Source organism: Massilia solisilvae (assembly GCF_024753215.1).
Taxonomy (GTDB): Bacteria; Pseudomonadota; Gammaproteobacteria; order Burkholderiales; family Burkholderiaceae_D; genus Telluria; species Telluria solisilvae.
Genome location: NZ_JANUGV010000005.1, coordinates 310,255 through 323,889, shown reverse-complemented (window position 1 = coordinate 323,889; position 13,635 = coordinate 310,255). Strand labels below are relative to the sequence as shown.

The 13,635-nt window shown below is 67.6% G+C and carries 13 protein-coding genes; 11 read left to right on the top strand and 2 right to left on the bottom strand.

All coding sequences use genetic code 11. From position 1 onward, the window contains the following. Position 1 precedes the first annotated feature (1 nt). A complete protein-coding gene (dapF, locus tag NX773_RS18210; RefSeq protein ID WP_258857714.1) occupies positions 2-865 on the top strand; it encodes a diaminopimelate epimerase in 864 nt (287 codons plus the stop codon). A 70-nt stretch (positions 866-935) separates the two neighbouring features. On the opposite strand, the gene NX773_RS18205 is transcribed toward dapF, so the two are convergent. After that, the gene (locus NX773_RS18205) at positions 936-2,507 is read right to left on the bottom strand and encodes a tetratricopeptide repeat protein (RefSeq protein ID WP_258857713.1); all 1,572 of its coding nucleotides are present in this window, start codon (positions 2,505-2,507) and stop codon (positions 936-938) included. A gap of 432 nt (positions 2,508-2,939) precedes the next feature. Between NX773_RS18205 and NX773_RS18200 the strand changes: the two genes are divergently transcribed. The 5 genes from NX773_RS18200 (at position 2,940) to NX773_RS18180 (ending at position 8,400) form a co-directional block, all read left to right on the top strand. Continuing rightward, positions 2,940-4,004: a porin gene (locus tag NX773_RS18200; RefSeq protein WP_258857712.1), complete on the top strand. Its 1,065-nt coding sequence runs from the start codon at positions 2,940-2,942 to the stop codon at positions 4,002-4,004. 226 nt (positions 4,005-4,230) lie between these two features. Then, a complete protein-coding gene (locus NX773_RS18195) occupies positions 4,231-5,502 on the top strand; it encodes a porin (RefSeq protein WP_258857711.1) in 1,272 nt (423 codons plus the stop codon). Between the two features lie 112 nt (positions 5,503-5,614). After that, entirely contained in the window at positions 5,615-6,277 is a 663-nt protein-coding gene (locus NX773_RS18190) for a DUF484 family protein (RefSeq protein ID WP_258857710.1), read from the top strand. Position 6,278: 1 nt separating this feature from the next. Next, complete coding sequence (gene xerC, locus NX773_RS18185) at positions 6,279-7,220, top strand: tyrosine recombinase XerC (protein ID WP_258857709.1); 942 nt, start codon at positions 6,279-6,281, stop codon at positions 7,218-7,220. A 121-nt stretch (positions 7,221-7,341) separates the two neighbouring features. After that, positions 7,342-8,400, top strand: coding sequence for a CobW family GTP-binding protein (locus NX773_RS18180; protein ID WP_258857708.1), 1,059 nt, complete (start codon positions 7,342-7,344; stop codon positions 8,398-8,400). On the opposite strand, the gene NX773_RS23570 is transcribed toward NX773_RS18180, so the two are convergent. Continuing rightward, complete coding sequence (locus NX773_RS23570; protein ID WP_307728663.1) at positions 8,353-9,090, bottom strand: hypothetical protein; 738 nt, start codon at positions 9,088-9,090, stop codon at positions 8,353-8,355. The two genes, NX773_RS18180 and NX773_RS23570, sit on opposite strands and share 48 nt — an antisense overlap. A 166-nt stretch (positions 9,091-9,256) precedes the next feature. Between NX773_RS23570 and dksA the strand changes: the two genes are divergently transcribed. From dksA to NX773_RS18155, 5 genes are all read left to right on the top strand, one after another. Then, positions 9,257-9,709 carry an RNA polymerase-binding protein DksA gene (dksA, locus tag NX773_RS23565; protein ID WP_307728662.1) on the top strand — a complete coding sequence of 151 codons (453 nt, stop codon included), beginning with the start codon at positions 9,257-9,259 and terminating at the stop codon, positions 9,707-9,709. A 258-nt stretch (positions 9,710-9,967) separates the two neighbouring features. Continuing rightward, positions 9,968-11,179: an STAS domain-containing protein gene (locus NX773_RS18170; RefSeq protein WP_258857706.1), complete on the top strand. Its 1,212-nt coding sequence runs from the start codon at positions 9,968-9,970 to the stop codon at positions 11,177-11,179. Between the two features lie 182 nt (positions 11,180-11,361). Then, the gene (gene hslV / locus NX773_RS18165) at positions 11,362-11,898 is read left to right on the top strand and encodes an ATP-dependent protease subunit HslV (RefSeq protein ID WP_258857705.1); all 537 of its coding nucleotides are present in this window, start codon (positions 11,362-11,364) and stop codon (positions 11,896-11,898) included. 12 nt (positions 11,899-11,910) lie between these two features. After that, the gene (gene hslU, locus NX773_RS18160) at positions 11,911-13,245 is read left to right on the top strand and encodes an ATP-dependent protease ATPase subunit HslU (RefSeq protein WP_258857704.1); all 1,335 of its coding nucleotides are present in this window, start codon (positions 11,911-11,913) and stop codon (positions 13,243-13,245) included. A gap of 12 nt (positions 13,246-13,257) precedes the next feature. Further along, positions 13,258-13,464, top strand: a complete 207-nt coding sequence (locus NX773_RS18155; RefSeq protein WP_258857703.1) for a hypothetical protein — start codon at positions 13,258-13,260, stop codon at positions 13,462-13,464. Positions 13,465-13,635 lie beyond the last annotated feature (171 nt).

Here is a 13,635-nt window from a genome sequence, read left to right as displayed (position 1 = left end):
CATGAAACTCAAGTTCACCAAAATGCACGGCGCCGGCAACGATTTCGTCGTGATCGACGCGATCAACCAGCACATCGACTTTGGCCCGGAAGAGTGGCGCCGGCTGGCCGACCGCCGCTTCGGCGTGGGCGCGGACCAGATCCTGGTGGTCGAACGCGCCAGCAGCCCGGGTGTCGATTTCCGCTACCGCATCTTCAACAACGACGGCGGCGAAGTGGAACAGTGCGGCAACGGCTCGCGCGCCTTCGTGCGCTTTGTGGTGGACAAGGGGCTCACGCGCGAGCGCAGCATTCGCGTCGAGACCATGTCAGGGATCATCGCGCCACGCCTGGAAGAGGACGGCAAGGTGACGGTGGACATGGGTGCGCCGCGCCTGGACCCGGCCGGGGTGCCGTTCGACAGCGCGGGCCTGGTGGGCCGGCCCCAAGGCGTCGATACCCTGTGGCCGCTGGCGCTGACGGTGGGCGGCGCGGAGCAAGAAGTGCTGGTGTCGGTGGTCTCGATGGGCAATCCGCATGCGGTGCAGGTGGTGGACGACGTGGACAGCGCGCCGGTGGCCGAGACCGGCCCACTGATCGAGCACCACCCGCGCTTTCCCAAGCGCGTGAACGCCGGCTACATGCAGGTGGTGGACCGCCACCATATCCGCCTGCGCGTGTTCGAGCGCGGCGCCGGCGAAACGCTGGCCTGCGGCACGGGCGCCTGCGCGGCGGCGGTGGCCGGCATCCGGCGCGGCCTGCTCGACTCGCCGGTGCGGGTATCGGCACGCGGCGGCGAGCTGTCGATCGCCTGGGCCGGCGACGGGCAGCCGGTGTACCTGAGCGGCCCGGCGGTGACGGTCTTCGAAGGCGAAATCGAGATCTGACCGGGCGCCGGCGGGCCAGGCCCCGGCGGGAGGAAGAACGCCGGGCGCCGGGTTTGCCCCGCTGCCACGCTCAGGCGGCGATGCCATAGTCCAGCCCCTCGCCCTCGGCCGCCGGCGCACCGAGCAGGGTGCGCAGCCGGTACAGCCGCTGCCGGTAGTTCCCTTCCGGCCCGGTCGGGCCACAGTCGATGTTGTCGAACACGCGCACGATGCGGTCCAGCGCCTGCCGTTCGTGCGCCGTTTCGATCGCCACCAGCCGGCGCTTGCTGCGTCCGTAACTGGCGCGAATATCCACCACCAGGCAGTGCCCGCGGTCGGCCGCCTTCACGTCCAGCAGCAAGGTCTCGGCACGGCTCAGGCGAAACAGTGCCGCCAGTTCCAGCCGGGCCGCCAGCAGTGGATGGCTTGCCGCAAGGCCGGGCGCGGCCGCGGCCAGCTGGCCGGTTTCGGTGTAGGCCGGCAGGTCGGGCCGCGGCGCGATCTTGCGCAACGCGGCGTCCGCCTCGGCACAGCCCTGGGCCGCCGCCTTTTGCAGCCAATACACGGCGCGCACGTCGTTGTTTTCGTTTTCGCGGCGCGCGCGCCAGGCCGACAGGCCGCACTCGAGCTGCGCCGCCCGGTACCCCATCTCGGCGGCCCGCTCCAGGTATTTTTGCGCGTCAGCAACGTTGCGCTGAGAGAACTCGGGTTTGACGTAAATGCGCGACAGCGCGTACCAGGCCTCGGCCAGGCCCTGCTCCCCGGCCAGGGTCAGCCAGCGGATCGCCTTCTTGAAGTTGGCCGAGCCGGCGCCCGCGCCAACCCGCTTGCCGTCCACCTGCATGCGCGCGTACCACAGGCCCATGGCCAGCTGGGCGTGCCGGTCGTGCTCGGCCGCGGCCAGTTCCCAGAATCGTTGCAGTTCGGCAGGCGCAAGAGCGTGCGCCCCGGTGCCGGAGGCGGCCAGCCGGGCGCAGCGCGACAGCAGCCGGACCTCGTCGGGCGCCAGGCGCGGGCCGGCGCGGCCGCGCGCCTCGGCCGCCTGCACCAGCGCGCGCGCCAGCGGCAGCGCCCGCTCGAGGTAGGCCCCCTGCTGGCCCTGCTCCCAGTCCTGCTCCAGCAGCGCAAAGCGCGCCTCGGCCACCCCGCTTTCGGCCGCGCGCCGCAGCCAGCGTTGCGCGGGCGGCGCCTCGCTGACGGGCGCGGGGGCCGGCGCCGGGTCGGCCGCCACGGCGGCCTCGGCCCCGCCGTGCTGGCGCGCCAGCAGCCATTGCGCTTCGGCAAAACCGCCCTGGGCGGCTTGTTCCAGCGCGCGCACGGCCTTGTCGCGCAGGCCGGTGCGCGGGGCGTTGCCCTGCCCCAGCACCAGCTGGGCATAGACCAGCGCGGCGCGCAGGTTGCCATCTTCCCAGGCGCGCTCGTACCAGGCCGCCACCGGGCGCGCACTCTGCTGCGCCAGCTCGAGCGGGATGTGGGTTCCGATCAGCTGCCAGGCCTCGGCGCAGTCCTGCTGCGCGGCGCGGTCCAGCCAGTGCAGGGCGGTGGGCAGGCTCTTGGGCAGGCCGGCGCTGCCGAACAGGTACAGCTTGCCCAGCTCCAGCTGCGCCGACGCATGCCCGGCCCGCGCGCTGCGGATGATCGCCAGTTCTTCACGATTTGCCATCGGTTCGACTCGATTTTGTCAGTGGGACCCGCGCCCCCGGCAAAGTTACCAATATATAAATAGAGGAAAGCCGGTGCGAGCGCTTTTTTGTTGGGCCAAAGTCTAAGCCAGCCCTGCGCGCGATTCGATTCGAACCCGACCGCGCTTGATTTCGCACAAACCCCAAAGCGGTGCGCACAGGCCGGCGCCACGGGCCTGCGCGCGCCAAAACCAAGCACAGCAGCCCTGTTTGCACCATAGTGATGCGTTTCGAAAATACAACAGCACAATTGGATTTATTGGCTTTCCACCAAGTGCAAGGCTCATAATTGACTAATCCAACAATCTTGACGCGTTAAGCATTTAAGGTTCAGACACCCGAGCGTTCAGCAACCCCATGTCTCAACGCCCCCCAAGTTTTTGCGTTTCACTTTAGAAAAAGGATCCGAATAAATGAAAAAATCACTGATGGCAGTGGCGCTGTTTGGCGCGTTCGCCGGCGTGGCACACGCGCAAACCGCAGTGCAGATCTACGGTACCGTCGATGCGGGCTTCATCAAGCGCAGCGGCCAGACCCTGAACATCGGCAAGCGCGCCGCCAACACGCTGGGCTTCAAAGGCACCGAAGAGCTGGGCAACGGCCTGAAGGCACTGTTCCAGCTGGAAATCCGCTACGAGCCGGACACCGGCACCGTTGAAGTCGCCAACCGTCCGCTGTTCCAGGGCCAAAGCCGCGTCGGCCTGCAGGGCGACTTCGGTATGGTCCGCATCGGCCGTGGCCTGACCCCGTACCAGGAAACCGTCGGCGCCTACGAGCCGTGGCACTCGCTGCCGACCCCGGCCGGCTTCTACACCGACCTGACCGTGGCTGGCTACAACTCGGCTCCGCTGGATCCGGCTGGTTCGGGCAACAACCGCTGGTCGAACGCCTTCTGGTACAACTCGCCGGCCAACCTGTGGGGCGGCTTCCAGGTGAACGCCGCTGTCGCCACCAAGGAAAACACCGGCCTGGCCACCGCAATCGTCGGCAACGGCACCGCCGCTGCACCGCAATACCCGGTTGGCGCCGAAGCTTCGGCCAACCCGTTCTCGCTGTCGGCCACCTACAACAACGGCCCGGCATCGGCCATGTTCGGCTATGAGCGCAACGCGATCGAGACCAAGGTCTGGACCCTGGGCGGCATCATCGCTCCGGTGCAAGACCTGAAGCTGATGGCAACCTACACCCGTCAGGACCGCGGCCACACCGCTGCGTTCAACCCGCGCACCAAGGCATGGGTGCTGGGCGCAACCTACGCCATGGGCCCGGGCAAAGTCCTGGCCGGCTACGGCCAGAAGCATCCGGACGGCGCTGCCAAGACCAAGCAGTTCTCGCTGGGCTACGAGTACAGCCTGTCCAAGCGTACCTACCTGTACGTGGACGCTTCGCGCAAGAAGGACATCACGACGGCAGCCGGCCTGCTGGCCAATCCGTCGACCGTCAACCACTACGACGTGGGCGTGAACCACTCGTTCTAAGTTGACGACAGGGGCCGTTCGGCTAGCCGCTGGCTAGCCTTACCCCCGGCAAGCAACACCACCGCAAGGGCGGGCACGGGAAACCGTGCCCGCCCTTGCCACTTCTGGGCCCTGTGTGATTTGCGCAACCGGCTCGTTCGGTGTGCTGCAGTTGGCTGGACAGGTTGCCCGAAGGATTGGCCGGGCGGCGGCAAGCAGTTTCATGGACAACTGATTGGGGGATGCAATGAACAAGACTCTTCTGGCCGTCCCGCTCGCCGCATGTTGCTGCGGCCCGGCCCTGGCCCAGGACAACATCCAGATCTACGGCATTGCCGATGCCGGCATCATGTGGCAGCGCGGCGGGCCGACCAAGGTCATCAGCGGCGGCGAGGACGGCTCGCGCCTCGGTTTCAAGGGCAGCGAGGAACTGGGGCGCGGCTACAAGGCCGTGTTCAACCTCGAGGCCCGGGTCGAGCTGGACACCGGCAACCAGTGGCCGACCCTGACCAACGAGAACCAGGGCCTGTACCTGACGCGCGGCATGGAGGCGTTCCCGCCGGCGGTGCTGCAGGCGGTGCGCACCGCCACCCAGCCGCCCGGCGGGCCCGCGGTCAACTTCCAGAAGGCGCTGTTCGACCGCACCTCAATGATCGGCATGATCACGCCGTTCGGCGCGATCCTCGGCGGGCGCCTGTACACGCCGGGCTACGAGGTGTTCGCCATCACCGACGCGTTCGAGACCGGCACCGCCGGCACCTGGGGCCACATTCTGTACGGCACCGCCGGCTACACCGCCATCCCGTCGGACATCCGCTCCTCGCGCTCGGTCGAGTACCGGATCGTGCACCCAAGCGGCTTTGGCGGGGTGCTGATGGTGGGCAGCAAGGGCTCGGGCTACCTGGAGCGCTACAACAAGTTCTTCGGCGTGAACATCACCTACAAGAACCACGGCTGGGACCTCGGGCTGGGCCACAACCACGGCTACGACCAGCAGGATGCGCCCAGCCTGCGCACCACCACCTTCGGCGGCTCGTACACCTGGGGCGACTACAAGTTCTTCGCTGGCGTGCACTACGAGCGCAACACCAACACGCCGCTGATGCGCGACTACATCACCGGCTGGGACGCGCAGATCGCGCCGCTGCTGGCCCCGCTCGGCGCGCCGACCGCTGGCGCCTTGCGGAATGCCTTCATCACCAACATCTTCCGCAATACCGAGCAGAACGCGCTCGGCTTCCAGGTCGGGATGCAGTATCGCTACGGGCCGGGCCGGATCACCGCCTCGGTCGCGCACCAGAACGACCGCACCCCGGCCGACAGCGACGTCACCCAATTTGCGCTCGGCTACACCTACTTCGTGTCCAAGCGCACCGACTTCTACGTGGTGGGCGCGTTCATCCGCAACAGCAACTTCGGCCAGTTCTCGCCCGGCACCGCGGGCGCGCCCGGCGGCTTTACCCCCAGCCCGGGCGAGGACGGCGCGGCGCTGCAGGTGGGCGTGCGGCACCGGTTCTGAGCGCGGCGCACGGCGGCGTCCGCACGGGTGGCCCTGGGCACCGTATTTTTGCCCCGCCACCCGCGGCCAGCAGGTAGAATTGCGCACAATAATTTTTTTGTACGCTCACCCCATGACCGCACCCCTGGACTCCGCCGCCGTCGCCCAATACCTGGCCGACCACCCGCATTTTTTTGACGAGTACGCTGGCCTGCTGGGCGAGGTGAAGCTTGCCAGCCATGTGACCGGCAAGGCCGTGTCGCTGCAGGAACGCCAGATGGAAGTCATGCGCGACAAGTACCGCACGCTCGAGCTGCGCATGGCCGAGCTGGTGCGCATCGCGCAGGAGAACGCGGCGATCGCCAACCGCTTCCACGCCTGGAACCAGGCCCTGCTCAAATCGCCCGGCGGCGAAGCGATGCCGCGCGACCTGCTCGACGGCCTGGTCAAGGAATTCGGCGTTCCCTACGCCACGCTGCGCCTGTGGAACCTGGCGCCCCAGCACGCCGAGTGCTGGTTCGCGTCCGGCGTGTCGGACGACGCCCGCATCTTCGCCGCCAGCCTGCGCGCGCCCTACTGCGGCCCGAACAAGGACTTCGAGGCCGTGCGCTGGCTCGACGCGGCCGAGCAAGTGCAATCGGTGGTGATGCTGCCGCTGCGCGCGGGCGAGGCCACCTTCGGCCTGTTGATCCTGGGCTCGCCGGACCCGGCGCGCTTCACCAGCCAGATGGGCACCGACTTCCTGGTCCACATCCTTGAAACCGCCAGCGCCGCGCTGGCCAAGCTGCAGGGCTGACATGGACGGGCCCGCGGGCCAGCCGGACCCGGTTGCGCACTACCTGGCCGAGCTGGCCACGCAGCGCCAGCTGTCCGCGCACACGGTGGCGGCCTACCGCCGCGACCTGGCCGAGCTGGCCGAACTGGCCGGCCACGCCGACTGGGCGCGCCTGACCCACTTCGACATCCGGCGCTTCGCCGCCAAACTGCACGCCGCGGGCCAGGACCCGCGCTCGATCGCGCGCAAGCTGTCCGGCTGGCGCGGCTTTTTCAACTGGCTGGCCCCGCGCGCCGGACTGCCGTCCAACCCCGTGCAGGGCGTGCGCGCGCCGCGCCGCGCCAGGACGCTGCCCAAGGCGCTGGCGGTGGACGACGCGGTGCGGCTGGTGGAAGCCGGCGCCAGTCCCCACCCCGAACCCTTCGAGCTGTGCAACCGGGCCATGTTCGAGCTGCTCTATTCGAGCGGCCTGCGGGTCTCCGAGCTGGTCGGGCTGGACCTGGACTTCACCCCGGCCGGCCCGGGCCGCCCGGCCTCGCGCGGGTGGCTCGACCGGGCCGCGCAGGAGGTGGTCGTCACCGGCAAGGGCAACAAGCAGCGCCGGGTCCCGGTGGGCGCGCCGGCGCTGGAGGCGCTTGCGGCCTGGCTGGCGGTGCGCCCGGCCGCGCGCGACGGCAGCGCCGCCCTGTTCCTGTCGGCGCGCGCCACCCGCATCTCGCCGCGCGTGGTGCAGCAGCGCCTGAAGCAGCATGCGCTGCGCGCCGGCATGCCGGTCCACGTGCACCCGCACGTGCTGCGCCACTCGTTCGCCTCGCACCTGCTGCAGTCCTCGGGCGACCTGCGCGCGGTGCAGGAGCTGCTCGGGCACGCCAGCATCACCTCCACCCAGGTCTACACCTCGCTCGATTTCCAGCACCTGGCGGCCGTCTATGACCGGGCCCATCCGCGCGCCAAGGCCAAGTAGCGACGCGATCGCTTGACCTGCATCAATTTCGGGCACGCTTCATGGTGGGCCACGGCAAATTGGGGCATAATCCCCCGATTATCCAAGCCGTCAACGGCGGCCAACGACTCGTTAGCGAAACATGGAACTGATCCCGACCACCATCCTGACCGGCTTTCTCGGCGCCGGCAAAACCACCCTGCTCAACCGCATCCTGCGCGAGGAGCACGGCTTGCGTATCGCCGTCATCGAGAACGAGTTTGGCCAGGAAAACATCGACAACGAGATCCTGGTGCAGGACAGCGGCGAGCAGATCGTCGAGATGAACAACGGCTGCATCTGCTGCACCGTGCGCGGCGACCTGATCGTGGCGCTGTCGAATCTGGCCGACAAGCGCGCGGCCGGCGAGCTGCACTTCGACCACGTGGTGATCGAAACCACCGGCCTGGCCAACCCCGGCCCGGTGGCCCAGACCTTCTTCGTGGACGAGGCGGTCGGCTCGACCTACCTGCTGGACGCGGTGGTGACGGTGGTGGACGCGCGCCACGCCATGCAGCAGCTGGACGAGCACGAGGAAGCCCAGCGCCAGGTCGGTTTCGCCGACAAGATCCTGCTGTCCAAAACCGACCTGGTGGACGCCACCGCCCTGGCCGAGCTGAAGGCGCGGCTAAAGCGCATCAACCCGCGCGCCCCGATCTCGACCTCGGACTTCGGCCGGGCCCCGATCTCGGAGGTGCTCGACCTGCGCGGCTTCAACCTGAACGACAAGCTCGAGCTCGACCCGGCCTTCCTCGAAGAAGAGGAGCATGAGCATGAGCACGAGCACGAACACGGCCACGCGTGCGGCCACGACCACGCCCACGGCGAGGCCTGCCACCACGACCACCACCATGCCCACCACAGCGACGACATCGCCGCCTTCGTGTTCAAGAGCGAGCGGCCGTTCGACCCGCAGCGCCTGGACGAATTCCTGGGCGGGCTGGTGCAGGTGTTCGGCCCGCGCATGCTGCGCTACAAAGGTGTCTTATACATGCAAGGCGCCGAGCGCAAGGTGGTGTTCCAAGGCGTGCATCAAATGATGGGCAGCGACCTCGGTGCAAAGTGGGCGGATGACGAGGCGCGTGGCAGCAAAATGGTCTTCATTGGCAAAAATTTACCGAAGGACGTATTTATCCACGGTTTGGAACAATGTTTGGTATAAACTATCCCGGTTTTGCGGTGCGCCACGGCCGGCAGCCACCGGCCGCGAGAGACAGCGCATCGCCTTTGTTTGACGACTGAAATGCCGACTCGCCGGCGGGGCGAGGATAAGACATCGGGATGCCAATATGAAGGAAACCGTAAGCAAGACCGCAAAAAAGGCCAGCGCTGCGGCAACGCCAGCACGCAAGCCGGCCCTGACTTCCGCCAAGGCTGCGTCCACTGGCACGGCCAAGGCCAAGGCGGCGTCGCGCCCCACCGCAAAGGCCGCGTCGGCCAGGACGACGGCGGCCCCGGTCAAGAAGGCGGGCGCGCTCAAGGCGACGGCGGCAGGCAAGGCAGCCCCAAAGGCAGCCGCGGTGAAGGCAGCCCCCGCTAAAACGGCGAAGGCCACGCCGGCCAGGCCGGCGGCAGGCAAGGCACCGGCCAAGGCGACGGCGGCAAAGGCGGCGCCCAAGGCGGGGGCCAGCACCAAGGCGCCGGCAAAGACGGCAGCATCGAAGGCACCCGCGAAGGCGGCAACGCCAAAGGCAGCAGCAAAGGCGGCAGCGCCAAAAGCAGTGCCAGCCAAGGCCAGCGCGGCAGCAACAAAGGCGCCGGCCAAGGCCAGCGCAACGGCCAAGGCGCCGGCAAAGGCAGCGGCCGCCACCAAGGCAACCAGTGCCAAGGCGCCGGCAAAAGCGGCAGCCAAGGCGCCGCGCAGTACGAACGAGAAGGCCGAGGCCGTTCAGCCAACGGCCAAGGCAGGCAGTGAACCAACGGTTGGTACCGGCGCACGCCTGACTGGCGCGGCGAATGGTGCCGCCGAGTTAGCTGATAGAATGCAAACCCCTGTCGTATCAAAGGTAAGTGAAGTCATGACTAAAACAACCAAACCGAATGCCGCCGCCCAGGCCGAAGAACGCATCTTGACGGAAGAAGAGATTCGGGCAATGAGCGACGAGGACTACATGAACCCGGCCCAGCTGGCATTCTTCAAGGCCAAGCTCCAGGCGCTCGAAAAAGAGCTGCTGAAGAACGCCGGCGAAACCACCGAGCACCTGCGCGAAACCGTGCTGGTTCCCGATCCGGCAGACCGTGCCACCATCGAGGAAGAGCATGCGCTCGAGCTGCGCACGCGCGACCGCGAGCGCAAGCTGCTCAAGAAAGTCCAGCAATCGCTGGCCTCCATCGAGTCGGGCGAATACGGCTGGTGCGAGGAAACCGGCGAACCGATCGGCATTCCGCGCCTGATCGCGCGCCCGACCGCCACCCTGTCGCTCGAGGCCCAGCAGCGCCGCGAACTGAAGCAGAAGCTGTACGGCGACTGAGCCAGTCCCACTCCCATCCAAAGAAAGCATGCGGCGCAGGTCGCATGCTTTTTTTATTTACACGGCACACTTGGCGTTCCTTATGGCCGAGCGCTTTCCTATCGGATACACTTAGCGCGCCACACCGCCAAGGTCGTGGCAATCCGGACCGGGGTTGCCGTCCCGCGCAGCCCTGCCTGATCTGACAGACAGGACATCGATTTGGGCCTTTTCTCCTTTTTCAAGAGAAAGCAGGCGCCGCCTGCGGCTGCGTCCAGTGTGCGCGCACGCACGGGCGAGGCGCCGCGCCAGGACAGCGAAGCCGAGCGGGCGCGCCAGCGCGAAATCGCGCGCGCCACCGCCGCCAAGATCGATGCGATCGAACTGGAGATGGCATCCGACATTTTCAGTGACGAGCCTGCCTGGGGCAGCAATGCGCCGCGCACGCCGGCCGCCGCAGCCCCCTCGCCTGCCTACGAACTGGCGCCGTCCGAGCTGGCCTCCGGCGCGTCCCCGGGCACCCCGGCCATTCCGCTGGTCGCCGAAGAAGCCGCTATGCTCTACGCCAACGGCGAAAGCCTGGCGGCCGAACGCCTGCTGCGCGCCAGCCTGATCGGCGAAGGGCGCAGCCAGCGCGTGCCCTGGTGGATGCTGCTCGACCTGTACCAGGTCAGCGGCCGCGAACAGGACTTCGAGAGCATCGCCATCGATTACGCCATCCATTTCGAGACCTCGCCGCCGGTATGGAAAGCGCGCACCGCCAGCGCGCCGCAGCCGCAGTTCGCCGGCGTCACGCCGACCGAAGCGTTCTCGGGCGTGCTCGGCCCGCACATCGAACCGCAGCTGCAGCGCCTGCTCGACTGCACCGCAAGCAGCCCGGTGCTGCGGCTGGAATTCGGTGGCGTCCGCGGCGCCACGCCCGAGGGCTGCAGCTGCCTGCTGGACGGGCTGCGCGCCCTGCGCCGCGCCGGCAGCGAACTGGTGCTGGGCAGCGCCGATACCCTGGTCGGCGTGCTGCGGCCGATGCTGTCGATCGGCGAGCGCGGCGCCAGCCAGGCGCCGTGGCTGCTGCTGCTCGAACTGCTGCAGCTGACCGACCGCGCCAAGGACTTCGAGGAAACCGCGATGGACTACCGGGTCACCTTCGAAACCGAGCCGCCGCGCTTTGAGGCGCCGCTGCGGGTGGCCACCGCCGCCGCCAGCGCCGCCGCGGGCGACCGTTTCATGCTGCCGGCCACCGTCGAGGGCGACCCCGCCGCCCTGCTGGCTTCGATCGACAGCTATGCGCGCGGCGCCGACCCGGCCGTGCTCGACTGCTCGCGCCTGGTGCGGATCGACCATGCCGCCGCCAGCGCCCTCGAGGGCCAGCTGCGGGTGCTCAAGGCCGAGGGGCGCAACATCGAGCTGCGCGAGCTGAACCACCTGGTCGGGCCCCTGCTGCGCCTGCTGGGCGCCGCTGACAGCGCCCGATTGTTCGCGAACAAGTATTGATGTAGGGTGGGCAAGTTCCTTGCCCACGCGTTCAACGCAGGTGAGCCTGGCCCGACACGCGACATTTGGACGCGTGGGCGGGAAACCCGGCCACCCTACCAACCCAACAATTGCGCCCGCCAGCCTTGCAATTGGCGTCGCCACCCCCACCTCCGATTGGCTGAACAACCAAGAGGCAAAGAATGGAACAATTTCACGGCACCACCATCGTGAGCGTACGCCGCGGCGACAAGGTCGCACTCGGCGGCGACGGTCAGGTCACCCTCGGCAACGTGGTCATGAAGGGCTCGGCGCGCAAGGTACGCACGCTGTACAACGGCAAAGTGTTGTGCGGCTTCGCCGGCGCCACGGCCGACGCCTTCACCCTGCTCGACCGCTTCGAAGGCAAGCTGGAAAAGCACCAGGGCAACCTGCTGCGCTCCTCGGTCGAGCTGGCCAAGGACTGGCGCACCGACCGCATGCTGCGCAAGCTGGAAGCGATGCTGCTGGTCGCCGACCGCGAGAAGACCCTGATCATCACCGGCAACGGCGACGTGCTCGAGCCCGAGGACGGCATCGGCGCAATCGGCTCGGGAGGCGTGTACGCGCAAAGCGCGGCCAAGGCGCTGCAGGAAAATACCGACCTGGCACCAGGCGACGTGGTGAAGAAGGCGCTGACCATCGCCGGCGAGCTGTGCATCTACACGAACATGTCCCACATCATCGAAACGCTCGACTAAGCGGTACCCAACATGAACATGACACCCCTGGAAATCGTCTCGGAACTGGACAAGCACGTGGTCGGCCAGGCCAAGGCCAAGCGCGCGGTCTCGATCGCGCTGCGCAACCGCTGGCGCCGCCAGCAGGTCGAGGAGCCGCTGCGCCACGAGATCACGCCGAAGAACATCCTGATGATCGGCCCGACCGGCGTGGGCAAGACCGAGATCGCGCGCCGCCTGGCCAAGCTGGCCGATGCGCCGTTCATCAAGATCGAAGCCACCAAGTTCACCGAGGTCGGCTATGTGGGCCGCGACGTGGACACGATCGTGCGCGACCTGGTGGACATCGGCATCAAGCAGACCCGCGCCAGCGAGATGAAGAAGGTGCGCCAGCGCGCCGAGGACGCGGCCGAGGACCGCATCATCGACATCCTGGTGCCGCCGCCGCGCGACTTCGGCTTCAACGTGGCCGCCAGCGAGAACAAGGACAACGACACCACCCGCGCCACCTTCCGCAAGCGCCTGCGCGAGGGCCAGCTCGACGACCGCGACATCGAGATCGAGGTGGCCGAGGCCAGCCCGCAGATGGAAATCATGGCGCCGCCCGGCATGGAAGAGATGACCGAGCAGATCAAGGGCATGTTCGCCGGCGTCGGCGCGGGCCGCAAGAAGCCGCGCAAGATGAAGATCAAGGACGCGATGAAGGTGCTGGCCGAGGAAGAAGCGGCCAAGCTCATCAACGATGAGGAGCTCAAGCAGAAGGCGATCGCCAACGTCGAGCAGAACGGCATCGTGTTCCTCGACGAGATCGACAAGATCGCCTCGCGCAGCGAGCATGGCGGCGCGGACGTCTCGCGCGCGGGCGTGCAGCGCGACCTGCTGCCGCTGGTCGAGGGCACCACGGTCAACACCAAGTACGGCATGATCCGCACCGACCACATCCTGTTCATCGCCTCGGGCGCGTTCCACCTGTCCAAGCCGTCGGACCTGATCCCGGAGCTGCAGGGCCGCTTCCCGATCCGGGTCGAACTGGAGTCGCTGTCGATCGCGGACTTCGAGAGCATCCTGACCTCGACCGACGCCAGCCTGACCAAGCAGTACCAGGCGCTGCTGGCGACCGAGGGCGTGCAGCTCGAATTCGCCAAGGACGGCATCCACCGGCTGGCCGAGATCGCGTTCTCGGTCAACGAGCGCACCGAAAACATCGGCGCGCGGCGCCTGTACACGGTGATGGAAAAGCTGCTCGAGGAAATCTCGTTCTCCGCGACCGAATCGAGCGGCAAAACCGTCACGGTCGACACGGCCTACGTCAACGAGCGGCTGGACAAGCTGTCGGTGAACGAAGACCTGTCGCGCTACGTGCTGTAAGGGGGGACGGCGATGGCGAACAAGGCACTGGCCACCCGGCAGAAGATGCGCTTGCTCGCCAAGCCGGGCGTGCCGAGCGCACTGGGCAAGCCGCGCAACCCGTTTGCCGGGTTCGCCAAGAACCGGTCGGCCGGGCCGCACGTGAAGACCGAATCGGCCCAGCGCTCGGCCGCCAAGCGCGCGCTCAAGAAGGTCAAGCTGGTGCCGGACGAGGAGTAAACAGCTTGCCACTCCCGTTCGCACGTCGTCCCCGCGCAGGCGGGGATCCATACTGATTGTGCTCAACACTGGTGCACACCGCAGTGATATTCCCAGCAAGTTCCCTGGCTGCGTAGCGATCAACTCAGCATGGGTCCCCGCCTGCGCGGGGACGACGTCCTGTGCTACGTG